Below are 23,235 nucleotides of genomic sequence, written 5' to 3'. Positions count from 1 at the left end.
ACCGGGAATCCCTCCATGACTGACACCACCACCGGCGGCGACGTCCGTCTCACCGGCATCAGCAAGACCTACGGCTCCTTCACCGCCGTGCACCCCCTCGACCTCACCGTCCCGCAGGGGTCCTTCTTCGCCCTGCTCGGCGCCTCCGGCTGCGGCAAGACCACCACCCTGCGGATGATCGCCGGCCTCGAGGACCCCACCACCGGCAGCGTCTTCCTCGGCGACCGGGACGTGACGGACCTGCCGCCGTACAAGCGGCCCGTCAACACCGTCTTCCAGTCCTACGCGCTCTTCCCGCACATGGACATCTCCGAGAACATCGCCTTCGGCCTGCGCCGGCGCGGCATCAAGTCGGTGAAGAAGCAGGTCGACGAGATGCTGGAGCTCGTCCAGCTCGGCGACAAGGCCCGGCACAAGCCGCACCAGCTCTCCGGCGGCCAGCAGCAGCGCGTCGCCGTCGCCCGCGCGCTCATCAACCACCCGCAGGTGCTGCTCCTCGACGAGCCGCTCGGCGCCCTCGACCTCAAGCTGCGCCGCCAGATGCAGCTGGAGCTCAAGCGCATCCAGACCGAGGTCGGCATCACCTTCGTGCACGTCACCCACGACCAGGAGGAGGCCATGACCATGGCCGACCAGGTCGCGGTCATGAACGGAGGCCGGGTCGAGCAGCTCGGCGCCCCCGCCGAGCTGTACGAGAACCCGCGGACCACCTTCGTTGCCAACTTCCTCGGCACCTCCAACCTGATCGAGGCCGAGGTCGTCGAGACCGGCGCCGACGTCCTCGTCGCCGCCGGCGGCGGCAGGCTGCGGGTACCGGGCGAGCGCTGTGCCTCGGGCGTCCGGACCGGGGAGAAGGTGCTCGTGGGCGTACGGCCCGAGAAGATCTCGCTGGCGCACGCCGACGACGCGGGCGAGATCGGCGCGGGCCGCAACCGGGTGACCGGACGGATCGTCGACTCCTCGTTCATCGGCGTCTCCACCCAGTACGTGGTGAACTCGCCGGCCGGCGCCGAGCTCCAGGTGTACGAGCAGAACATCGAGCGCGACACGCGCCTGGTGCCGGGCGCCGAGGTCGTCCTGCACTGGAACCCCGCCCACACCTTCGGCCTCGACGCCGGCCAGGACATCGACGCGGGCGTGGAGACGGTGGAGGACTCGCTGTGAGCGCGACGCTGACGAAGGAGGCGCCGCCGGCCGGCGGGCCGGTGCCGCGCAAGCCCGCCACCCGCAGGCGGCTGGTCCCGTACTGGCTGCTGCTGCCCGGCATCCTCTGGCTGCTCGTCTTCTTCGCGCTGCCGATGGTCTACCAGGCGTCCACCTCCGTGCAGACCGGCTCCCTGGAGCAGGGCTTCGAGGTCACCTGGCACTTCGCGACCTACTGGGACGCCCTGACGGAGTACTGGCCGCAGTTCGTCCGCTCGCTGCTGTACGCGGGCACGGCGACGCTGCTGTGCCTGCTGCTCGGCTACCCGCTGGCGTACCTGATCGCCTTCAAGGCCGGCCGGTGGCGCAACCTGCTGCTGGTCCTCGTCATCGCGCCGTTCTTCACCAGCTTCCTGATCCGCACGCTGGCGTGGAAGACGATCCTCGCCGACGACAGCGTCGTGGTGGACGTCCTCAACGCGCTGCACGTCCTCGACGTGACCAGCTGGCTCGGCTGGACCGAGGGCGAGCGGGTCCTCGCCACCCCCATGGCGGTGGTCTGCGGCCTCACCTACAACTTCCTGCCGTTCATGATCCTGCCGCTCTACACCTCCCTGGAGCGGATCGACGGCCGGCTGCACGAGGCCGCCAAGGACCTCTACGCCTCCCCGGCGACCACCTTCCGCAAGGTGACCTTCCCGCTGTCCATGCCCGGCGTCGTCTCCGGCACCCTGCTCACCTTCATCCCGGCGAGCGGCGACTACGTCAACGCCGAGCTCCTCGGGTCGACGGACACCAAGATGGTCGGCAACGTCATCCAGTCGCAGTTCCTGCGGGTCCTCGACTACCCGACGGCCGCCGCCCTGTCGTTCATCCTCATGGCGATCGTGCTGCTCATGGTCACCGTCTACATCCGCCGCGCGGGAACGGAGGACCTGGTCTGATGCAGTGGCTTCGGAAGAACCTGGTGGCCATCGCGGGACTGCTCACGCTCGCGTACATGGTCCTGCCGAACGTCGTCGTCATGGCGTTCTCCTTCAACAAGCCCAACGGGCGCTTCAACTACGCCTGGCAGCAGTTCTCGCTGGACGCCTGGAAGGACCCCTGCGGCGTCGCCGACCTGTGCGCCTCGCTCACCCTCTCGCTCCAGCTCGCCGCGTGGGCCACGGCCGGCGCGGTCGTCCTCGGCACGATGATCGCCTTCGCGCTGGTCCGCTACCGCTTCCGGGCGCGCGGCGCGATCAACTCGCTGATCTTCCTGCCGATGGCCATGCCCGAGGTCGTCATGGCCGCCTCGCTGCTCACCCTGTTCCTCAACATGGGCGCCGAGCTGGGCTTCTGGACGGTCCTGATCGCCCACATCATGTTCTGCCTGTCGTTCGTCGTGACGGCGGTCAAGGCGCGCGTGATGTCCATGGACCCGCGCCTGGAGGAGGCGGCACGCGACCTGTACGCCGGTCCCGTGCAGACCTTCCTGCGGGTCACGCTGCCGATCGCCGCCCCCGGCATCGCCGCCGGCGCGCTGCTCGCCTTCGCGCTGTCGTTCGACGACTTCATCATCACCAACTTCAACGCGGGCTCCACCGTGACCTTCCCCATGTTCGTCTGGGGCTCGGCACAGCGCGGAACCCCCGTGCAGATCAACGTGATCGGCACCGCGATGTTCGTCCTCGCGGTGGTGATCGTCGTGGCCGGTCAGATCATCTCGAACCGGCGCAGGAAAACAGCAACAGCCTGAATCAGCGCCCGACCGGCGACAGCCCGGTCGGGCACCGAAGGAGTTGGAAACCATGGCCCCAGTCGCCATGCGTCTCGCTGCACAATCTCTCTCCGACGCCCAGCCCGTCCCCTTCTGGCTGGAAGACCCCGGCAAGCCCGGAGCCCTGCCCGCCCTCACCGGCACCGAGCGGTGCGACCTGCTCGTGGTCGGCGGCGGTTACAGCGGACTGTGGACCGCGCTCCTCGCCAAGGAGCGCGACCCCTCCAGGGATGTCGTCCTGATCGAAGGCCGCGAGGTGGGCTGGGCCGCCTCGGGCCGCAACGGCGGCTTCTGCGCCGCCTCCCTCACCCACGGCTTCGGCAACGGCCTCGCCCGCTGGCCGGGTGAGCTCGCGACGCTGGAGCGGATGGGCGAGCGGAACCTCGACGCCATCGAGGAGACCGTCGCCCGCTACGGCCTGGACTGCGACTTCGAGCGCACCGGCGAGATCGACGTGGCGACCGAGCCCTACCAGGTCGACGAACTGCACGCCTGGTACGAGGAGGCCGACCGGCTGGGCCTGGCCGACGGACTGACCCTCCTGGACCGGGACGCGGTGCGCGCCGAGGTCGACTCGCCGACCTTCCAGGGCGGTCTGTGGGACCGCCGCGGCGTGGCCATGCTGCACCCGGCGAAGCTCGCCTGGGGGCTCAAGCGGGCCTGTCTGGACCTCGGGGTGCGGATCTTCGAGAACACCCCGGCGCTCGACCTGGTGTCGGCGGGCGGCCCCGGCGGCGGCATGGCCGTGCGCACCCCGTACGGCCGGGTCGCGGCCCGCCGGGTCGCCCTCGGCACCAACGTTTTCCCGTCGCTGGTCAAGCGGGTGCGGCACTACGTCGTCCCTGTCTACGACTACGCGCTGATGACCGAGCCGCTCTCGCCCGAGCAACTGGCGTCGGTGGGCTGGAAGAACCGGCAGGGACTCGGCGACTCCGCCAACCAGTTCCACTACTTCCGGATCACCGCCGACCACCGCGTCCTGTGGGGCGGTTACGACGCGGTCTACCGCTTCGGCGGCAAAGTGGCCGCCGAGATGGACCACCGCCCCGAGACCTACCTCAAGCTCGCCCAGCACTTCTTCACCTGCTTCCCGCAGCTGGAGGGCCTGCGCTTCAGCCACGCCTGGGGCGGCGCGATCGACACCTGCTCGCGCTTCTCGGCCTTCTTCGGCACCTCCCACCAGGGCAAGGTGGCGTACGCGGCCGGCTACACGGGCCTCGGCGTGGGCGCGACGCGCTTCGGCGCGGACGTGATGCTGGACCTGCTGGCGGGGGAGCGGACCGAACGGACGGAGCTGGAGATGGTCCGCTCCAAGCCGCTGCCGTTCCCGCCGGAGCCGATCGCCTGGGCGGGCATCGGGCTCACCAAGTGGTCGCTGGCCCGCGCCGACGAGAACGGCGGCCGGCGGAACCTGTGGCTGAAGGCGATGGACCGGCTCGGCCTCGGCTTCGACAGCTGATCCCGCCGATGTGACACAGGTCACATGCGCGGAGTGGTGAACCCGCGTCATAGCGGCGGGGCGGCCCTCTCTCTCCGTACGGACACCGCGACCGCGGGTCCCGACGCAGAGAGAGGGCTTTCGTGATGACCGGTACGGAGACGGGGACGGGTGCGGGCGCCGGGGAGGCCAGGACCGCGGTGGAGTGGCTCGTCTCGGTCGCGCCGGATCCCGACGCCTGCCGCTGGGAGTGGGAGCGCAATCCGCACGGGGTCGCGCTGCTGCCCGCCGGCCGGCGGTGGGACGTGCTGATCCTGCCGGCCGAGCTCGGCTATCCCACCCTGGACGTGCTGACCCGCCTGGTGGACCGGCCGGGCCCGGTCCTCGCCGATTTCGGCGACGCCCGGATGGGCTTCTTCGTCCCGCCGGGCACCGCGACCCGCTGGCTGGGCACCGGCGTCCGCGGCGCCGGCGCCGGCACCTGGATCGTTGTCCCCTACCCGGGCCGGGCGACCGGCGGCGGGGTGCGCTGGCTGGTGGCCCCGGACGCGGCCGGAACCCTCACCGACGCCTCGCTGCTCGAACTGGCGATGCACGAGGCGGCGGGCCGGCTGGCCGGGGAGGAACGCGAACCGGGAGGCGCCTGAGCCGCGCGCGGACCCCTACGGGTCGCGGTCAGAGGTCTTGACCACTCGATTGGTCTGGACCATGCTGTGGCGCGCTCCACCTCGATTCCCCATCCCCGGAGGCAGTTGTGGACCGCCCCAGACCCCTCACCCTCCTGCTGGCCGGAGTGCTCGCCGCCGCGGGACTCACGGCGCTCACCCCCACCGCCCAGGCCGCCGACACCGAGATCGCCCGCAACGGCGGCTTCGAGGCCGGCCTGGACGGATGGAGCTGTACGGCGGGCAGCGGGGCCGTCGTCACCTCGCCCGTGCACGGCGGGACGAAGGCCCTGCGCGCCACCCCGGCCGGCAGCGACAACGCCCGCTGCTCCCAGACCGTCAGCGTGAAGCCCGACTCCACCTACGCGCTCAGCGGCTGGGTCCGCGGCGGCTACGTGCACCTGGGCGCCACCGGCACCGGCACCACCGACGTCACCACCTGGACCCAGTCCGCCCCCGACTGGCAGCGGCTCGCCACCACCTTCACCACCGGCCCCCGGACGACCTCCGTCACCGTCTTCACCCACGGCTGGTACGGCACCGGCGCCTACCTCGCCGACGACCTGTCCCTCCTCGGCCCCGGCGGCGACCCCGTCGGCACACCGGCGACCCCCACCGGCCTCACGGCCGGCTCCCCGGCCGCCACCTCGGTGACGCTGACCTGGCCCGCGGTCCCCGGCGCCACCTCGTACCGGGTCCACAAGGACGGCCTCCCCCTCGCGACCGTCACCACCCCCGCGTACACGGCCACCGGCCTGAGCCCCGCCACCGCGTACACCTTCCAGGTCTCCGCCGCCAACAGCGCCGGCGAATCGGCGAAGTCCACCCCCCTGACCGTGACCACCGCCTCCGAAGGCGGCGGCGACCCCGGCGGCGGTCTGCCCGCCCACGCCCTGGTCGGCTACCTCCACGCGAGCTTCGCCAACGGCTCCGGCTACACCCGCATGGCCGACGTCCCCGACTCCTGGGACGTCATCAACCTCGCCTTCGGCGAACCGACCACGGTGACCTCGGGCGACATCCGCTTCCGTCTGTGCCCGGCGACCGAATGCCCGAACGTCGAGCCGGCCGCCGACTTCAAGGCGGCCATCAAGGCCAAGCAGGCCGCCGGCAAGAAGGTCCTCATCTCCATCGGCGGCCAGAACGGCCAGGTCCAGCTGGCCACCACCGCCGCCCGCGACACCTTCGTCTCCTCCGTGTCGAAGATCATCGACGAGTACGGCCTCGACGGCCTCGACATCGACTTCGAGGGCCACTCGCTGTCGCTCCAGACCGGCGACACCGACTTCCGCAACCCGACGTCCCCGGTCATCGTGAACCTCATCGCGGCCCTGAAGACCCTGAAGGCCCGCTACGGCGACGACTTCGTGCTGACCATGGCGCCGGAGACCTTCTTCGTCCAGCTGGGCTACCAGTACTACGGATCCGGCCCCTGGGGCGGCCAGGACCCGCGCGCCGGCGCCTACCTGCCGGTCATCCACGCCCTGCGCGACGACCTCACCCTGCTCCACGTCCAGGACTACAACTCGGGCCCGATCATGGGCCTCGACAACCAGTACCACTCCATGGGCGGCGCCGACTTCCACATCGCCATGACCGACATGCTCCTCACCGGCTTCCCCGTCGCCGGCAACACCGACCGCGTCTTCCCGGCCCTGCGCCCCGACCAGGTCGCCATCGGCCTGCCCGCCTCCCCCCAGGCCGGCAACGGCCACACCCCGCCGGCCGAGGTGAACAAGGCCCTGGACTGCCTGACGAAGAAGGCGAACTGCGGCCCGTACCGGACCCACGGCACCTGGCCCGGCCTGCGCGGCCTGATGACCTGGTCGATCAACTGGGACCGCTTCCACCAGCAGGAGTTCAGCCGGAACTTCGACGCCTACGCCTGGAGCTGACCGGCCTCGGCCTCGCGGTCCAGACCCGTGCGCCGCAGCGCCCGGACCATCGCCGGAAGGTCCGGGTCGCCGCGGTCCTCCGCCACGACGTGCGCCGCCAGCAACTCCGGCGTCAGGCGGTGCCCTTCGGCGGCGGCCATGAGGAGCTCCGCCGCCGGACGGTCGTACGCCACGTGGTCGGCCAGCAGGAGCAGGGTCTCGGCCCGGAAGACGAACCGGCTCATCCCGCAGTCCAGGCCGTCGTCGTCCAGGTCCTCCGGGTACGGGGCACGGCCCCAGGCGCCGTCCTCGTACCAGTAGACGCAGCCCAGCTCGTTCCCCGCGAGCCGGTCGCGCAGCTCCTCGTACGGGAGCCAGTCCGGGCCGCCCGCCAGCATGTCGACCGGCGGCTCATACCACTTGCAACCGCTCGACTCGTCCTCGCCGAACAGCACGTAACGGCCCTCGCCCACGCGGGAGAAGGTCCACCAGGTGCAGCCGCAGTCGTCGAGGTGCAGACCCTCGTCGTCGATCCAGACGCCGGTCCGGTGGACGCCGTCGTCCTCCGCCTCGGTGGTGGCCTGCACGACGGCGGCCAGGGCCCAGCGCGTCCACAGGAGGTCGGGGTCGGGCAGGTCGGTCGGGAGGCCGGGCCGGTGGATCGTCATCTCTTCTCCGGTGCGGGTGTCGCGGGCGGGGCGACGCGACCGTACCGCGCGGCGAGGGCGGGCCAGTACAGCAGGGGCAGGCACAGCGCGACGGAGGCCAGGATGTCCAGGGGCCAGTGGAAGCCGCGCAGCACCAGCCCCGTGGCGGTGACCGCGGTCAGGAGCACGGCCAGGGGCAGCAGGCGGCGGGAGACCAGGAAGGCCGCGCTGACGTAGGCGACCAGCGCCGTGGCCGTGTGGCCGGAGGGGAAGTAGCCGTGGGCCCACGGCTCCAGGGGCCCGGGGCGGGCCGTCCAGAGCTTCAGCGGCACCACCAGGAGCGGGACGAGGGCCATGGCGAGGCCCGCGAAGACGGCGGCCGCGCGGCGCCCCCGCCGGACCGCGTACGCCATCGCGCAGGCCAGGACCGGTACGGCCACCGTCAGGTTGCCGAGGTCGGAGGCGAGCTCGGAGAGCGGGCGCGGGACGGAGTCCACCAGCGCGCGGGACACGCGCTCGTCGAGGCGGGCGAGGGGGCCGTGGACCAGGACCTGCCAGGTGCAGACGGCGAGGAAGGCGAGGCCGAGGAGGGCGACGAGGACCCGGAGGGCCCGGAGGGCAGCCGACCGCCCCGGAACAGGGGGGGTGGTTCCGGGGCGGTCGTCGTGACCGGGCTGCCGCGCGCCCCGGGGGGTGTGGGGCGGGCGGCCATCCGATCGGTGAGGAGTTCCGGAGCCCAGGGCTCCAGTGGTGTGCGCGAAGGCACGGTGCGGGCGGGGCTGGGGAGGCTCCGCCCGGGGTGTTTCTCTCATCTGCGGAAACCGTACGGCACGCGGAAGGGGACCGACAGCCGGATCGCCATCCCGCCATCGGCCCCCCACAGCTTCTTCACACAGGGTGTCAGAAGCGGTCTTCCGGTCGTCAGATACGGGCCAGCGCCGACTCGATGACGTCCAGGCCCTCGTTCAGGAGGTCCTCGCCGATGACCAGCGGCGGGAGGAAGCGCAGCACGTTGCCGTAGGTGCCGCAGGTGAGGACGAGCACGCCCTCGGCGTGGCAGGCCTTGGCCAGCGCGCCCGCGGCCTCCGGGTTCGGCTCCTTGGTCGCCGGGTCCTTCACCAGCTCGATGGCGACCATGGCGCCGCGGCCGCGGATGTCGCCGATGATCTCGTACTTCTCCTGCATGGCGGAGAGGCGGCCCTTCATGACCTCCTCGATGCGCTTGGCCTTGCCGTTGAGGTCGAGCTCCTTCATGGTCTCGATGGCGCCCAGCGCACCCGCGCACGCGACCGGGTTGCCGCCGTAGGTGCCGCCGAGGCCGCCGCCGTGGACGGAGTCCATGATCTCGGCGCGGCCGGTGACGGCGGCGAGCGGCAGACCGCCGGCGATGCCCTTGGCGGTCGTGATCAGGTCCGGGACGATGCCCTCGTCCTCACAGGCGAACCACTGGCCGGTGCGGCAGAAGCCGGACTGGATCTCGTCCGCGACGAAGACGATGCCGTTGTCGTTGGCGAACTTCACGATCGCCGGCAGGAAGCCCTTGGCCGGCTCGATGAAGCCGCCCTCGCCGAGCACCGGCTCGATGATGATCGCGGCGACGTTCTCGGCGCCGATCTGCTTGGTGATCTGGTCGATGGCCTGGGCGGCGGCCTCGGGGCCGCAGTTCTCCGGGCCGGTGGGCCAGCGGTAGCCGTAGGCGACCGGCACGCGGTAGACCTCGGGGGCGAACGGGCCGAAGCCGTGCTTGTACGGCATGTTCTTCGCCGTCAGCGCCATGGTGAGGTTGGTGCGGCCGTGGTAGCCGTGGTCGAAGACGACGACGGCCTGGCGCTTGGTGTACGAACGGGCGATCTTGACCGCGTTCTCGACGGCCTCGGCGCCCGAGTTGAACAGCGCGGACTTCTTGGCGTGGTCGCCCGGGGTCAGCTCGGCGAGGGCCTCGCAGACCTCGACGTAGCCCTCGTACGGCGTGACCATGAAACAGGTGTGGGTGAAGTCCGCGAGCTGGGCGGAGGCGCGGCGGACCACGGCCTCGGCGGAGGCGCCGACCGAGGTCACGGCGATGCCGGAACCGAAGTCGATCAGCAGGTTGCCGTCGACGTCCTCGATGATGCCGCCACCGGCCCGCTTGGTGAACACGGGCAGCACCGAGCCCACGCCACCGGCGACCGCGTCGAGACGGCGGGCCTGAAGCTCCTGCGACTTCGGGCCGGGGATGGCGGTGACGACGCGCCGCTCCTGCGGGACAGCGTTCATGCGGGGCTCCTGGGGGTGTTCTGGACGCACTTGCGGGTTTCCTCCGCAGGCTAGGCGCGGAGGAGGGGGTCGGGCATGCGCCGATCGGGAGTGTTGCGGGCGTGTCGTTGTCCGTGGTGGACATGGTGCGGCGGGCGAGGCCGGGAAGGCGGGCCGGATCCGGGTCCGTGCCGCTCCTCGGAGGAGATGGTCCGTACGGGTGGGCGAATCCCCTCCGGCGCGGGCCCGGCGCACTAGATTGACGGTGGCACAGTGGCGGCGACCTGGCTGGTCAGGGGGCAGGGGTTCATGGAGACCGACGGTACGTACGAGTCGAGCGACACCCGAGGAGCCGGGGTGCCGCGCCCGGCCACGCCGCCGGGCGCCCTGCCGCCGGCGCCGCCGGTGCCGCCGAGCCCCCCGGCGCCCGCGCCGGCCCCGGCCGTACCGCCGAGTCCCCCGGCGGCCGGGCCGGGACCTGCGGCGGCCGGGCCGGGACCTGCGGCGACCCCGGGTGGGGCGCCCGCGCGGGGATCCGATCCGGGACGCCCGCCCGTGTCCGCGGCGGCTTCCGCGCCCGCCGGGGCCCCGGGGCCCGCTGAGGTGCCCGGCCCCACGGGAGTGCCGGGGCCCGCGGGCGTGCCCGCGCCCCCGGCCGTCCCTCCGGCCGCGCCGCCCCCGCCCGCCCGGGCGCCCGGCGCGAGCCTCGTCGCCGAGTGGCTGGACGCCCCGCGTCCGGCGGCCGGGCCCGGGATCTGGCGGTTCCGGCACGAGCCGCCCGGCCCCGAGGGGCCCGAGCGGCTCGCCCCCGTCACCATCGCCGGCATGCTCATCCCGGTGGCGATCGGACTGCTCGCCTGGTCGGCCTGGCGGTCCGACGTCTTCCCCTACAAGCCCGAGTTCCTGTGGCTGCTCACCCCCAGGGACTGGTGGTACCCGGCCACCACCGCCCCCGTGGACTGGCACGGCCAGGCGGCCCGCGCCATGTACGACGGCGTGTTCCTCCTCGTCCTCGTCTGCGCCATCGGCTTCCTCGGTTCGTGGCGCGCGATCGTCCGGCACTACGTGAGCCGCTTCCGCCCCGGCGGCCGCGCCGCCGTCGCGGCCGCCATGGCCCTGGGCACCCTCGTCCTGGTGTGGCCGGAGGCGTTCGGCCTCGACTGGGACCCGCTGCCCGTCGTGGCGCCCGTGCTCGCGCTCGTCGCCCTGCTCACCGGCGGCTTCGACGTCTTCACGTCCCCCTTCGTCGTCTACACCCTCTACACCCTCATCACCCTCCTCGTCCTGTGGCCCTTCGCCCGGCTCGGCGACTGGAAGGGCCTCCTCCGCGCCCGCCGCGCCCGCCGCGCCCGCGCCGCCGCCGCTGCCGCCGCCCAGGCGGCGGCAGCCGGACAGGCCCCGCCCCCCTCCCAGTGGCCCGAGCTCCGCGAGGCCGGCGAACGGCAGACGGCGGACCTGCTCACCGCCGCCGTGGCCGACGGCCGCATGAACGACGTCGACTGCGCCCGGGTGCGCCGCGCCTGGCAGGACGCCGGCCACGACGCCGTACGCCGCGCCGCCCTCGTCGGGCAGCTGCTGCGGGAAGGGCCCGGCGCCGGCGCCCACCCGTCCGGCGACCGCGACCTGCCCCGGCGCACGGCCACCCACGACCTGCTCCTCGGCCAGGTCCGGGTCGGTCGCTACGCCGCCGCGGACCGCACGCCCCGCGCCTACCGCGAGGCCGGTCTCGCCCTCGACCCCGGCCTCCTCGGCACGTCCCTCCTCGCCGTCGGCCCCTCCGGCTCCGGCAAGACCCGCTCGCTCGTGGCCCCGGTCGTCGAGTCGCTCACCCTGCAGGCCCTCGCCGGCGGCTGCTCCGTCGTCGCGGTCGCCGCGGCCGGCGCCCCGCTCGGCCCCGACGGGGCCTACGACGTCGTGATCCGGCTCGGCGACCCCACCTCCCCGTACGACCTGGACCTCTACGCCGGCGCCGTCGACCCCGACGAGGCCGCCGCCTTCCTCGCCGAGGGGCTGGTCGGCGACATGGAGGGCGTCGAGACCCGCCGCGCCGCCACCGTGCTCGCCCAGCTCATCGGCCCCTACCGGGCCGCGTACGGCCGCTTCCCCACCGTCCCGGTGCTCCGCGAACTCCTGGAGGCCCGCCCCGAGGCGCTGCGGGCCCTGGGCGGTCTGCTGACCGAGGACACCGCCGGGGCCATGCGGCGGGAACTGGACTCCCGGATCCGCCAGGTCGGCACCGCCACGGACCTCGGCCCCGTCCTCGCCGACCGCCTCGCGGCCCTCGACCGCCCCGTCTTCGCCGACTTCTTCGGCGGCGGCGGTACGGACAGCCGCTCGTTCTCCCTCCGGGCCGTCACCCAGCACCCCGTGCGGGTGAGGATCGGCCTGCCCGACGGCGCCCACGAGGAGGCCGCCCGGCTGCTCAACCGGCTGTTGCTCGCCCAGTTCCAGACGGTCGTCCGGGACCGCGCGCCGCGCGGCCACTTCGCCTGCCTCGTCCTCGACGACGCGGCCGGCGCGCTCACCACCGGGACCGTGCGGGCCCTCCAGCGGCTGCGCCCCCAGAACGCCGGCGTCGTCCTCGCCCTGCGCACCCTCGCGGAGGTCCCCGCCGCCCTGCACGGACCGCTGCTCGCGGTGGTCGGCTGCCGGATGGCGTTCGCGGGCATTCCCAACTGGGACGGCCGGGCCTTCGCCGAGGCGTGGGGCACCGAGTGGGTGCAGAGCACCGAGGTCGCGCACCACACCGTGTTCGCCGACCAGCCGATGACCCGCGCCTTCCACGCCCTGCGCAAGCTGATGACGGGCAAGGCGGTGACGACGGAGGCCGTGACCGTCCGCGAGGTCGAACGGGAACGCTGGTCCGCCTCCGACCTCGCCCACGCCGTCCCGCCCGGCCACGCGGTCCTGTCCCTCACCCACGTACGGGGCGAACACACCCCGCCGCTCCTGGTCGACCTGCGAGACACGGCCTGAGGGCCCGGGGACGCCTGCGAGGCCGAGGGCGCACCCCGGTACGGACTGGCACAATCGGTGGCGCGCCGCCCGACGGGCGGCGCGCGCCTCCCCACCGCGCGCCTTCCCTCCCCCCTTAAGGTCCGACGGTCCCCAATGCCGCCCACCCTCGCCTCGCTCGTCCAGCACTCGGCGCTCAAACTCACCGTCCGAGCCGGTGAGGACCGCCTCGACACCCCCGTGCGCTGGGCGCACGTCAGCGAGCTCGCCGACCCCGTCCCCTACATGGAGGGCGGCGAGCTGCTGCTCACCACCGCGCTCACCCTCGACGCCGAGGACCCCGAGGCGATGCGGCGCTATGTGCGGCGGCTGCTCGGCGCCGGTGTCGTCGGGCTCGGCTTCGCCGTCGGCGTCAACTACGAGACCATTCCGGCGGCGCTCCTGGGCGCGGCCCGCGAGGAGCACCTGCCGCTGCTCGAAGTGCCCCGGCGCACCCCGTTCCTCGCCATCAGCAAGGCCGTGTCCGCGGCCATCGCCGCCGACCAGTACCGGGCCGTGACCGCCGGTTTCGAGGCCCAGCGCGAACTGACCAGGGCCGCGCTCGCCGAGGGCCCCGACGCCGTCGTCGCCCGGCTCGCCGCGCACGTCGACGGCTGGGCCGCGCTCTACGACACCTCCGGCAGCGTCCTCGCCGTCTCGCCCGAGTGGGCGGCCCGCCGGGCCGCCCGGCTCACCGCCGACGTCGAACGGCTCCGGGAGCGGCCCGCGCCCGCCAGCGCCGTCGTCGGCGGCACCGACGACCGGGTGGAGTTGCAGTCCCTCGGCACCGGCCGGCGGGTGCGCGGCGCGCTCGCCGTCGGCACCGGGGCGCCGCTGGGCACGGCCGAGCGGTACGCCGTGCACTCCGCGGTCGCCCTGCTGACCCTCACGACGGAACGCTCCCGCTCCCTCCAGGCCGCCGAGCAGCGGCTCGGCGCGGCGGTGCTGCGGATGCTGCTCGCCGGGCAGCCCGACCACGCGCGCGCGGTGGCCGGCGGCCTGTACGGGAGCCTGCTCGACGCCCCGTTCCGGCTGCTCATCGCCGAGCCGGTGCCGGGCGGCGAGGCGAAGGAGGGCGGCGAGGCACCGCTCGCGGTGCTCGCCGAGACGCTGGAGGCGGCCGCCGCCCGGGCGGGCGAGTCGGTCCTGACGGTGCCGGAGGGCCCGGAGAGCGCGGAGCGGCTCGTCGTCCTGGCCGGGGACGGGGGAGCGGTGGTCGCGGCGTGCGCGGGGTACGCGACGCGGGAGGCGGAGGAGGCCGGTCTGGTCGTGGGGCTGTCCGCCCCGACCGGGCTGATCGCGGCGGCCGCCGCCTACAAGCAGGCCGAGCAGTCGCTGTCCGTGGCCCGCCGGCGCGGGCGGGCGCTCGTCGAGCACGAGGAGCTGGCGGCCGGCTCCGTGCTGCCGCTCCTGGCCGACGACGCCGTCCGGGCCTTCGCCGACGGCCTGCTGCGCGCCCTGTACGACCACGACGCCACCGGCCGCGGCGACCTGGTCGCCTCCCTGCGTGCCTGGCTCTCCCGGCACGGCCAGTGGGACGCGGCCGCGGCGGACCTGGGCGTCCACCGCCACACGCTGCGCTACCGGATGCGCCGGGTGGAGGAGATCCTGGGCCGCTCCCTCGACGATCCCGACGTCCGCATGGAGCTCTGGCTGGCCCTCAAGACGCGTGGCGACGGGACGCCTCCGCGCGGGGCGGCCGGCTCGGAGTAGCCCCACCTGGCCGAAAACGTTCCCCTGCTGCCCGATATCGGGCACAATTCTTGGATATCTCCCCTTCCGCTGCCTAGTCTCCTGGGCATGACAACCCCCGCCGCCGACACGGCGACCGACGCCCAGCCGCCCGCCTCCGCCCCCCGGCGCGTTCCCGTCGCCGTGTGGGTGGCCCTCGGGATCGTGTACGTCGTGTGGGGGTCGACCTACCTCGGCATCCGGGTCGCCGTGGAGACGCTGCCGCCGTTCCTCTCCGCCAGTACCCGGTTCGTCGTCGCGGGACTGCTCCTCGCCGGGATCATCGCCTGGCGGCAGGGGCCCGCCGCGCTCAAGGTGACCCCGCGCCGGCTCGGCTCCGCCGTGGTCGTCGGACTGCTGCTGCTCCTCGGCGGCAACGGCCTGGTCGTCCTCGCCGAGACCTCCGTGCCGTCCGGGCTGGCCGCGCTGCTCGTCGCGGTCGTCCCGGCCTGGGTGGTGCTGTTCAAGGCGGGCTTCGGCGAGCGGCCGAGCGCGGGCGGTCTCGTCGGCGTGCTGCTCGGCCTGGCCGGGCTCGCCGTGCTCACGCTGCCGGGGCTCAGCGGGGACGTGCAGGCCGGCGGGGTGGTCCTCGTGATCGTCGGGACGCTGCTGTGGTCGGTCGGATCGTTCGCCTCCTCGCGCATCCCGATGCCCGCCAACCCCTTCACCGCCAGCGCGTACGAGATGATCGCCGGCGGCGTCGGCTGCCTCGGCGTCGCCCTGGTCCGCGGCGAGCAGCACGGCCTGGACCCGTCGGCCGTCTCCGGCCGCTCCTGGGCCGCCCTCGGCTACCTGATCGTCTTCGGCTCGCTGATCGCCTTCACCGCGTACGCCTGGCTCCTCCAGACCGCTCCGCTCTCGCTCGTCGCCACCTACGCGTACGTCAACCCGGTCGTCGCCGTCGCCCTCGGCGCCCTGATCCTGAACGAGGCCCTGTCGTGGCCCATCGTGCTCGGCGGCGCGATCGTGGTCGCCGGGGTCTGTCTCATCGTCTCGACCGAACGGCGCGGATGATCGCGACAACGCCAAAGCGGACAGGACGTCCCGCCCACCACTCCATCACGGACAAGCGCCCCTTCGCCCGCTTCGCCCTAACGTGGCACGAGAGCGCGAGAACACCCCCTCGCACCACCCCCGAAACGGAAAGGGCCGGTACGCAATGACGACCACCCACGCCTTCTGGCTCGCCGGCCGCGAGGCCACCGGCGAGGCCACCTTCGACGTCACGAACTCGTACGACGGACGTCTGGTCGGCAAGGTCAGCGTGCCCACCGAGGCCCAGGTCGAGGAGGCCGTCGCCGCCGCGTACGCCGTCGTCGACGAGTTCGCCGCCACCCCGGCGCACGTCCGCGCCGCCGCCCTCGACCACGTGTCGAAGCGGCTCGCCGAGCGCTCCGAGGAGATCGCCCAGCTGATCTCCGCCGAGAACGGCAAGCCCATCAAGTGGGCCCGCGGCGAGGTCGGCCGTGCCGTGTCCGTGTTCCGTTTCGCCGCGGAGGAGGCCCGCCGCTTCAACGGCGGCGAGGCCCAGCGCCTCGACACCGAGGCCGGCGGCGTGGGCCGCCTCGCGCTCACCCGCCGCATCCCCAAGGGCGTCGTGCTCGGCATCGCGCCGTTCAACTTCCCGCTGAACCTCAGCGCCCACAAGGTCGCCCCGGCCATCGCCGTCGGCGCCCCCATCATCCTCAAGCCGGCCCCGTCCACCCCGATCTCCTCCCTGGTCCTGGGCGAGATCCTGGCCGAGACCGACCTGCCGGCCGGCTCCTGGTCGATCCTGACCGTGCCGAACGACCGCATGCCCGCCCTGGTCCAGGACGAGCGCCTCCCGGTCATCTCCTTCACCGGCTCCGACAAGGTCGGCTACGCCATCCAGGAGTCCGTGCCGCACAAGCACTGCACCCTGGAGCTCGGCGGCAACGCCGCCGCCGTCGTCCTGCCCGACTGGTCCTCCGAGGAGGACCTGGACTGGGCGGCGACCCGCATCGCCACCTTCTCCAACTACCAGGGCGGCCAGTCCTGCATCTCCGTGCAGCGCGTGATCGCGGACGCCTCCGTCTACGACCGCCTGCTGCCGAAGATCGTCGCCGCCGTCGAGGCCCAGGTCACCGGCGACCCCGCGGACGACGCCACCGACGTCGGCCCGCTCGTCGACGAGAACGCCGCCCGGCGCGTCGAGGCCTGGGTGGACGAGGCCGTCGCGGCCGGCGCCAAGCTGCTCGCCGGCGGCAAGCGCGAGGGCGCGACCTACGCCCCGACCGTCCTCACCGACCTCCCGGCCGACGTCACCCTGGCCCGCGCCGAGGTCTTCGGCCCGGTGCTGACCGTCGCCCGGGCCGACGGCGAGGCCGAGGCGTTCGCCGCGGTCAACGACTCCGACTTCGGCCTCCAGGCCGGCGTCTTCACCCACGACCTCCAGGCCGCCTTCCGCGCCCACCGCGCCCTCGAGGTCGGCGGCGTGATCATCGGCGACGTCCCGTCCTACCGCGCCGACCAGATGCCGTACGGCGGCGCCAAGCGCTCCGGCGTCGGCCGCGAGGGCGTCAAGTACGCCATGGACGACTACACGTACGAGCGGGTCCTGGTCCTCACGGGCCTCGCGCTGTAACCCGTACGTACGCATCACAGACCGACGGCCGGAGCCCACTGTGCGGGGGCTCCGGCCGTCCTGCGTGCCCGCTCCCCGCCCCGCCCGTCTTTCCGAACCCGTGGATATCGGGTACGACGGACATAGCCACATGGCCCCCCGACGAGCGGCGAGGTGAGCTTTTCATGTCCGCACCCACCCAGCGGCCGCCCAAGGTCACCGAACGCGAGGCCCGGCAGGTCGCCGAGGCAGCCCGGCAGCAGGACTGGCACAAACCCAGCTTCGCCAAGGAACTCTTCCTCGGCCGCTTCCGTCTCGACCTCATCCATCCGCACCCGCTCCCCGCCGACGAGGACGTCCGGCGCGGCGAGGCGTTCCTCGCCAAGCTGCGCGCGTTCTGCGAGACCCGGGTCGACGGGGCCCGCATCGAACGCGAGGCCCGCATCCCCGACGAGACCGTCCAGGGCCTCAAGGAGCTCGGCGCGCTCGGCATGAAGATCGACCCCAAGTACGGCGGCCTCGGCCTCACCCAGCTGTACTACAACCGCGCCCTCGCCCTCGTCGGCTCGGTCAGCCCCGCGCTCGGCGCGCTGCTCTCCGCCCACCAGTCGATCGGCGTCCCGCAGCCGCTGAAGCTCTTCGGCACCCAGGAGCAGAAGGACGCCTTCCTGCCCCGGCTCGCCCGCAGCGACATCTCCGCCTTCCTCCTCACCGAGCCCGACGTCGGCTCCGACCCGGCCCGGCTCGCCACCACCGCCGTCCCCGACGGCGACGACTACGTCCTCGACGGCGTGAAGCTGTGGACCACCAACGGCGTCGTCGCCGACCTGCTCGTCGTCATGGCCCGCGTGCCCGCCTCCGAGGGCCACCGCGGCGGCATCACCGCCTTCGTCGTCGAGGGCGACTCGCCCGGCATCACCGTCGAGCACCGCAACGCCTTCATGGGCCTGCGCGGCCTGGAGAACGGCGTCACCCGCTTCCACCGGGTGCGCGTTCCCGCCGCGAACCGCATCGGCCCCGAGGGCTCCGGCCTCAAGATCGCCCTCACCACCCTCAACACCGGCCGGCTCTCGCTGCCCGCCGCCTGCGCCGGTGCCGGCAAGTGGTGCCTGAAGATCGCCCGCGAATGGGCCGCCGAACGCGAGCAGTGGGGCAAGCCGGTCGCCCGGCACGAGGCCGTCGGCACCAAGATCTCCTTCATCGCCGCCACCGCCTTCGCCCTGGAGGCCGTCGTCGACCTCGCCTCGCAGATGGCCGACGAGGACCGCAACGACATCCGCATCGAGGCCGCCCTCGCCAAGCTCTACGGCTCCGAGATGGCCTGGCGGATGGCCGACGAACTGGTCCAGATCCGGGGCGGACGCGGCTACGAGACCGCCGACTCCCTCGCCGCCCGCGGCGAACGCGCCGTCCCCGCCGAACAGCTCCTGCGGGACCTGCGGATCAACCGCATCTTCGAGGGCTCGACCGAGATCATGCACCTGCTGATCGCCCGCGAGGCCGTCGACGCCCACCTCGCCGTCGCCGGCGACATCATCGACCCCGACAAGGCCCTCGCCGACAAGGCGAAGGCCGGCGCCAGGGCCGGCGGCTTCTACGCTCGCTGGCTGCCGAAACTCGTCGCCGGCCAGGGCCAGCTGCCCGGCGCGTACGGGGAGTTCGGCGACCTCGCCACCCACCTGCGGTACGTCGAGCGCACCTCCCGCAAGCTCGCCCGCTCCACCTTCTACGCCATGTCCCGCTGGCAGGGGAAGATGGAGCTCAAGCAGGCGTTCCTGGGGCGGATCGTCGACATCGGCGCCGAGCTGTTCGCGATGAGCGCGGCCTGCGTACGGGCCGAACTGCTGCGCACCACCGGCGACCACGGCCGCGAGGCCCAGCAGCTCGCGGACGCCTTCTGCCGCCAGGCCCGGCTGCGGACCGCCGAGCTCTTCGGCCGGCTCTGGGACAACACCGACGACCTGGACCGCAAGGTCGTCGACGGGGTCCTGGCCGGCTCGTACACCTGGCTGGAGGAGGGCATCCTCGACCCCAGCGACGACGGCCCCTGGATCGCCGACACCACCCCCGGGCCGTCGTCGAAGGACAACGTCCACCGCAAGATCCGCTAGACAGCCGGCCTCCGGCCGCGCGGCGCCGTCACGGGACCCGGTCCCGAGGCGGCGCCGCCTCCCTCCCCACCGCACCCCCGCCCGCCGTACCACCGCCCCGCCGCAGCCCGCCGCGCGCGCCGGACCGGGCGCGGCCTCCGTCCCCGCCGTACCCCCGCCCCGCCGTCCACGTTCCGGACTGCGCGGCGACCGCGCCGCCCGCACCGGCAGGATGACGGGCGTGACCGTCATCGACATCCCCGGCTCCAAGTCCGTCACCGCCCGCGCCCTGTTCCTCGCCGCCGCCGCGGAAGGCACCACCACGCTGCTGCGGCCGCTCCGCTCCGACGACACCGAGGGCTTCGCCGAAGGTCTGAAGTCCCTCGGCTACGCCGTACGGCAGGAGCCCGGCGCCTGGCACATCGAGGGGCGGCCCGCCGGGCCCGGCGTCGACGAGGCCGACGTGTACTGCCGGGACGGCGCCACCACCGCCCGCTTCCTGCCCGCCCTCGCCGCCGCCGGCCACGGCACCTTCCGCTTCGACGCCTCCGCCCAGATGCGCCGCCGCCCCCTCGGTCCGCTCACCACCGCCCTGCGCGAGCTCGGCGTCGAGCTGGCCCACGGCGAGCGCGAGGGCCACCACCCGCTCACCGTCACCGGCCGCGGCATCAAGGGCGGCGCCGTCCGGCTGGACGCCGGCCAGTCCTCCCAGTACCTCACCGCGCTGCTGCTGCTCGGCCCGCTCACCGCCGAGGGCCTCGCGATCACCGTCACGGACCTGGTCTCGGAGCCGTACGTCGAGATCACCCTCGCGATGATGCGGGCCTTCGGAGCGGAGGTCACCCGTGCGGCCGGCCCCGGGGGACGCACGTACACCGTCGCCCCCACCGGCTACCGCGCCACCACCTACGCCATCGAGCCCGACGCCTCCACCGCCAGTTACTTCTTCGCGGCGGCCGCCCTCGTCCCGGGCGGCGCCGTCACGGTCCCCGGCCTCGGCACCGGCGCCCTCCAGGGCGACCTCGCCTTCGTCGACGTCCTGCGCCGCATGGGCGCCGACGTCTCGGTCGGCGCCGAGGCGACCACGGTCCGCGGCACCGGAACCCTGCGCGGCCTCACCGTCAACATGCGGGACATCTCCGACACCATGCCCACCCTCGCCGCCCTCGCGCCCTTCGCCGACGGGCCGGTCCGCATCGAGGACGTCGCCAACACCCGCGTCAAGGAGTGCGACCGCCTCGACGCCTGCGCCGAGAACCTGCGCCGCCTCGGCATCACCGTCACCACCGGCCCCGACCGGATCGAGATCCACCCCGGCACCCCGACGGGACCGGTGGAGATCACCACCCACGGCGACCACCGCATCGTGATGTCCTTCGCGGTCACCGCCCTGCGCACCCCGGGCATCACGTTCGACGACCCCGGCTGCGTACGGAAGACGTTCCCGGACTTCCACACCGTTTTCGAGGGCTTCCGACAGGCCCTGTGAAGAGCGCACGGCGTTTGCGGCAAGAATGGGGGGCATGAGCGACCGCCCCTCTCCTCTCGCCGACCCGCACATCGCCTTCGACGTCTCCGAAGGCCGCCGGGACGTCGTCGTCCTCGGCTCCACCGGGTCCATCGGCACCCAGGCCATCGACCTGGTCCTGCGCAACCCCGACCGGTTCCGGGTCACCGCCCTCGCCGCCTCCGGCGGCCGCGTCGGGCTGCTCGCCGAGCAGGCGCACCGGCTGAGGGTCGAAGCGGTCGCCGTCGCCCGCGAGGAGGCACTGCCGGAGCTGCGCGAGGCGCTGAAGGCGCTGTACGGCTCCGAGCCGCTCCCCGAGCTCCTCGCGGGCCCCGACGCGGCCACCGAGCTCGCCGCCTCGCCGTGCCACACCGTCCTCAACGGCATCACCGGCTCCATCGGCCTGGCGCCCACCCTCGCCGCCCTGGAGGCCGGCCGGACGCTCGCGCTCGCCAACAAGGAGTCGCTCATCGTCGGCGGCCCGCTGGTGAAGGCGCTCGCCAAGCCCGGCCAGATCATCCCGGTCGACTCCGAGCACGCGGCCCTCTTCCAGGCGCTCGCCGCCGGCACCCGCGCCGACGTCCGCAAGCTGGTGGTCACCGCCTCCGGCGGTCCCTTCCGCGGCCGGACCCGGGCCGAGCTGGAGGGCGTCACCCGCGAGGACGCGCTCGCCCACCCCACCTGGGCCATGGGCCCCGTCATCACGGTGAACAGCGCCACCCTCGTCAACAAGGGCCTGGAGGTCATCGAGGCCCACCTGCTCTACGACATCCCGTTCGACCGGATCGAGGTCGTCGTCCACCCCCAGTCGTACGTCCACTCCATGGTGGAGTTCACCGACGGCTCCACCCTGGCCCAGGCCACCCCGCCCGACATGCGCGGCCCCATCGCCATCGGCATCGGCTGGCCCGAGCGCGTCCCGGACGCGGCCCCCGCCTTCGACTGGAGCACCGCCTCCACCTGGGAGTTCTTCCCGCTCGACGACGAGGCCTTCCCGTCGGTCAACCTGGCCCGGCACGTCGGCACCCTCGGCGGCACCGCCCCCGCCGTCTTCAACGCCGCCAACGAGGAGTGCGTGGACGCCTTCCTCGCCGGAAGGCTGCCGTTCAACGGAATCATGGATACGGTCACCGCAGTCGTCACCGAGCACGACGGGAGCCCCACGGGAACCTCCCTCACGGTGTCCGACGTCCTGGAAGCGGAGACCTGGGCCCGGGCCCGGGCCCGGGAACTCGCGGCGAAGGCAATCGCGGAGGCGCGCGCATGACCACACTCCTGACCCTCCTCGGCATCGTGCTGTTCGCGGTGGGACTCCTCGTCTCGATCGCCTGGCACGAGCTGGGGCACCTCTCCACGGCCAAGCTCTTCGGCATCCGGGTGCCGCAGTACATGGTCGGCTTCGGCCCGACCCTGTGGTCGAAGAAGAAGGGCGAGACGGAGTACGGCATCAAGGCCATCCCGGCCGGCGGCTACATCCGGATGATCGGCATGTTCCCGCCCGGCAAGGACGGCCGGATCGAGGCCCGCTCCACCTCCCCCTGGCGCTCCATGATCGAGGACGCCCGCGAGGCGTCCTTCGAGGAGCTCCAGCCCGGCGACGAGTCCCGGCTCTTCTACACGCGCAAGCCGTGGAAGCGGATCATCGTCATGTTCGCCGGGCCCTTCATGAACCTGGTGCTCGCCGTCCTGCTGTTCTTCGGCAGCGCCATGGCGATCGGGTTCGAGACCCAGACCACCAAGGTCGCCGGCGTCCAGAAGTGCGTCATCGCCCAGTCCACCGAGCGGGACCGGTGCCAGGCCGGAGACCCGGTCTCGCCCGCGTACGCCGCCGGCCTCGAGGAAGGCGACCGGATCGTCGCCTTCAACGGCACCCCCGTCGCGGACTGGAACACCCTCTCCGACCACATCCGCGACACCATCGGCCCCGCCACCGTCACCGTCGAGCGCGGCGGGCAGCGGATCGACCTCCACCCGACCCTGATCAAGAACGACGTCTACAAGAAGGACGCCGACGGCCGGGTCGTCCAGCCGCTGCAGACCGTCCCCGCCGGCTACCTCGGCTTCGCCTCGAAGACCGAGGTGCTGCCCCTGACCTTCGGCCAGGCCACCGACCGGATGACCGAACAGCTCCAGGCCGGCGTCGAGTCCGTCATCGCCCTGCCGAGCAAGATCCCCGCCCTGTGGGACGCCGCCTTCGGCGACGGCGAACGCAAGCAGGACTCCCCGGTCGGCGTCGTCGGCGCCGCCCGCCTCAGCGGCGAGCTGATGAACCTCGACGCGCCGCCCCAGACCATCCTCGTCTGGTTCATGAACCTGCTGGTCATGTTCAACGTGTCGCTGTTCCTGTTCAACATGCTCCCGCTGCTCCCGCTCGACGGCGGCCACATCGCCGGCGCCCTGTGGGAGTCGATCCGCCGCAACACCGCCCGGATCTTCCGCCGGCCCGACCCGGGCCCCTTCGACGTGGCCAAGCTGATGCCGGCCGCCTACGTCGTGGCGGGCGTCTTCGTCTGCTTCACCCTGCTCGTCCTCGTCGCGGACATCGTCAATCCGGTGAAGCTCACGTGA

17 protein-coding genes are annotated in these 23,235 nt (G+C 73.2%); 14 read left to right on the top strand and 3 right to left on the bottom strand.

Going from position 1 to position 23,235, the window contains the following annotated elements:
* The first annotated feature begins 15 nt into the window (after nucleotides 1-15).
* The 6 genes from ABD954_RS08820 to ABD954_RS08795 all read left to right on the top strand — a co-directional run bounded on the left by ABD954_RS08820 (nucleotide 16) and on the right by ABD954_RS08795 (nucleotide 6,900).
* Nucleotides 16-1,164: an ABC transporter ATP-binding protein gene (locus ABD954_RS08820; RefSeq protein WP_345485308.1), complete on the top strand. Its 1,149-nt coding sequence runs from the start codon at nucleotides 16-18 to the stop codon at nucleotides 1,162-1,164.
* A complete protein-coding gene (locus ABD954_RS08815; protein ID WP_382746043.1) occupies nucleotides 1,161-2,087 on the top strand; it encodes an ABC transporter permease in 927 nt (308 codons plus the stop codon). The genes ABD954_RS08820 and ABD954_RS08815 overlap by 4 nt, the downstream gene beginning before the upstream one ends.
* Complete coding sequence (locus ABD954_RS08810; RefSeq protein WP_345485306.1) at nucleotides 2,087-2,881, top strand: ABC transporter permease; 795 nt, start codon at nucleotides 2,087-2,089, stop codon at nucleotides 2,879-2,881. Before ABD954_RS08815 ends, ABD954_RS08810 begins: the two co-directional genes overlap by 1 nt.
* A 52-nt stretch (nucleotides 2,882-2,933) precedes the next feature.
* Complete coding sequence (locus ABD954_RS08805) at nucleotides 2,934-4,361, top strand: NAD(P)/FAD-dependent oxidoreductase (RefSeq protein WP_345485303.1); 1,428 nt, start codon at nucleotides 2,934-2,936, stop codon at nucleotides 4,359-4,361.
* Between the two features lie 125 nt (nucleotides 4,362-4,486).
* On the top strand, nucleotides 4,487-4,987 hold the full coding sequence (locus ABD954_RS08800; protein WP_345485300.1) for a hypothetical protein: 501 nt from the start codon (nucleotides 4,487-4,489) through the stop codon (nucleotides 4,985-4,987).
* Between the two features lie 107 nt (nucleotides 4,988-5,094).
* Nucleotides 5,095-6,900, top strand: coding sequence for a chitinase (locus ABD954_RS08795; RefSeq protein WP_345485298.1), 1,806 nt, complete (start codon nucleotides 5,095-5,097; stop codon nucleotides 6,898-6,900).
* On the opposite strand, the gene ABD954_RS08790 is transcribed toward ABD954_RS08795, so the two are convergent.
* From ABD954_RS08790 to gabT, 3 genes are all read right to left on the bottom strand, one after another.
* On the bottom strand, nucleotides 6,885-7,547 hold the full coding sequence (locus tag ABD954_RS08790) for a hypothetical protein (protein ID WP_345485296.1): 663 nt from the start codon (nucleotides 7,545-7,547) through the stop codon (nucleotides 6,885-6,887). The two genes, ABD954_RS08795 and ABD954_RS08790, sit on opposite strands and share 16 nt — an antisense overlap.
* Nucleotides 7,544-8,338 (bottom strand): phosphatase PAP2 family protein, encoded by a 795-nt coding sequence (locus tag ABD954_RS08785; RefSeq protein ID WP_345485294.1) that lies wholly within the window; start codon nucleotides 8,336-8,338, stop codon nucleotides 7,544-7,546. Before ABD954_RS08785 ends, ABD954_RS08790 begins: the two co-directional genes overlap by 4 nt.
* 109 nt (nucleotides 8,339-8,447) lie before the next feature.
* Nucleotides 8,448-9,782 (bottom strand): 4-aminobutyrate--2-oxoglutarate transaminase, encoded by a 1,335-nt coding sequence (gabT, locus tag ABD954_RS08780; RefSeq protein WP_345485292.1) that lies wholly within the window; start codon nucleotides 9,780-9,782, stop codon nucleotides 8,448-8,450.
* A 618-nt stretch (nucleotides 9,783-10,400) separates the two neighbouring features.
* Between gabT and ABD954_RS08775 the strand changes: the two genes are divergently transcribed.
* The 8 genes from ABD954_RS08775 (at nucleotide 10,401) to ABD954_RS08740 (ending at nucleotide 23,235) form a co-directional block, all read left to right on the top strand.
* Nucleotides 10,401-12,737: an ATP/GTP-binding protein gene (locus tag ABD954_RS08775; protein ID WP_345485291.1), complete on the top strand. Its 2,337-nt coding sequence runs from the start codon at nucleotides 10,401-10,403 to the stop codon at nucleotides 12,735-12,737.
* A gap of 135 nt (nucleotides 12,738-12,872) precedes the next feature.
* Nucleotides 12,873-14,468: a PucR family transcriptional regulator gene (locus ABD954_RS08770; protein WP_345485289.1), complete on the top strand. Its 1,596-nt coding sequence runs from the start codon at nucleotides 12,873-12,875 to the stop codon at nucleotides 14,466-14,468.
* A gap of 87 nt (nucleotides 14,469-14,555) precedes the next feature.
* Nucleotides 14,556-15,500 (top strand): EamA family transporter, encoded by a 945-nt coding sequence (locus ABD954_RS08765; RefSeq protein WP_345485287.1) that lies wholly within the window; start codon nucleotides 14,556-14,558, stop codon nucleotides 15,498-15,500.
* A 145-nt stretch (nucleotides 15,501-15,645) separates the two neighbouring features.
* Nucleotides 15,646-17,091, top strand: a complete 1,446-nt coding sequence (locus ABD954_RS08760) for an aldehyde dehydrogenase family protein (RefSeq protein ID WP_345485285.1) — start codon at nucleotides 15,646-15,648, stop codon at nucleotides 17,089-17,091.
* Nucleotides 17,092-17,255: 164 nt separating this feature from the next.
* Nucleotides 17,256-19,181, top strand: coding sequence for an acyl-CoA dehydrogenase family protein (locus ABD954_RS08755; RefSeq protein ID WP_345485283.1), 1,926 nt, complete (start codon nucleotides 17,256-17,258; stop codon nucleotides 19,179-19,181).
* A 220-nt stretch (nucleotides 19,182-19,401) separates the two neighbouring features.
* A complete protein-coding gene (gene aroA / locus ABD954_RS08750; protein ID WP_345485281.1) occupies nucleotides 19,402-20,649 on the top strand; it encodes a 3-phosphoshikimate 1-carboxyvinyltransferase in 1,248 nt (415 codons plus the stop codon).
* 34 nt (nucleotides 20,650-20,683) lie between these two features.
* Nucleotides 20,684-21,934 (top strand): 1-deoxy-D-xylulose-5-phosphate reductoisomerase, encoded by a 1,251-nt coding sequence (gene dxr / locus ABD954_RS08745; protein WP_345485279.1) that lies wholly within the window; start codon nucleotides 20,684-20,686, stop codon nucleotides 21,932-21,934.
* Nucleotides 21,931-23,235: a M50 family metallopeptidase gene (locus ABD954_RS08740; RefSeq protein ID WP_345485277.1), complete on the top strand. Its 1,305-nt coding sequence runs from the start codon at nucleotides 21,931-21,933 to the stop codon at nucleotides 23,233-23,235. The genes dxr and ABD954_RS08740 overlap by 4 nt, the downstream gene beginning before the upstream one ends.

Source organism: Streptomyces roseoviridis (assembly GCF_039535235.1).
In the GTDB taxonomy this organism is placed as follows: Bacteria; Actinomycetota; Actinomycetes; order Streptomycetales; family Streptomycetaceae; genus Streptomyces; species Streptomyces roseoviridis.
This window is presented reverse-complemented; position numbering and strand designations above follow the sequence as displayed.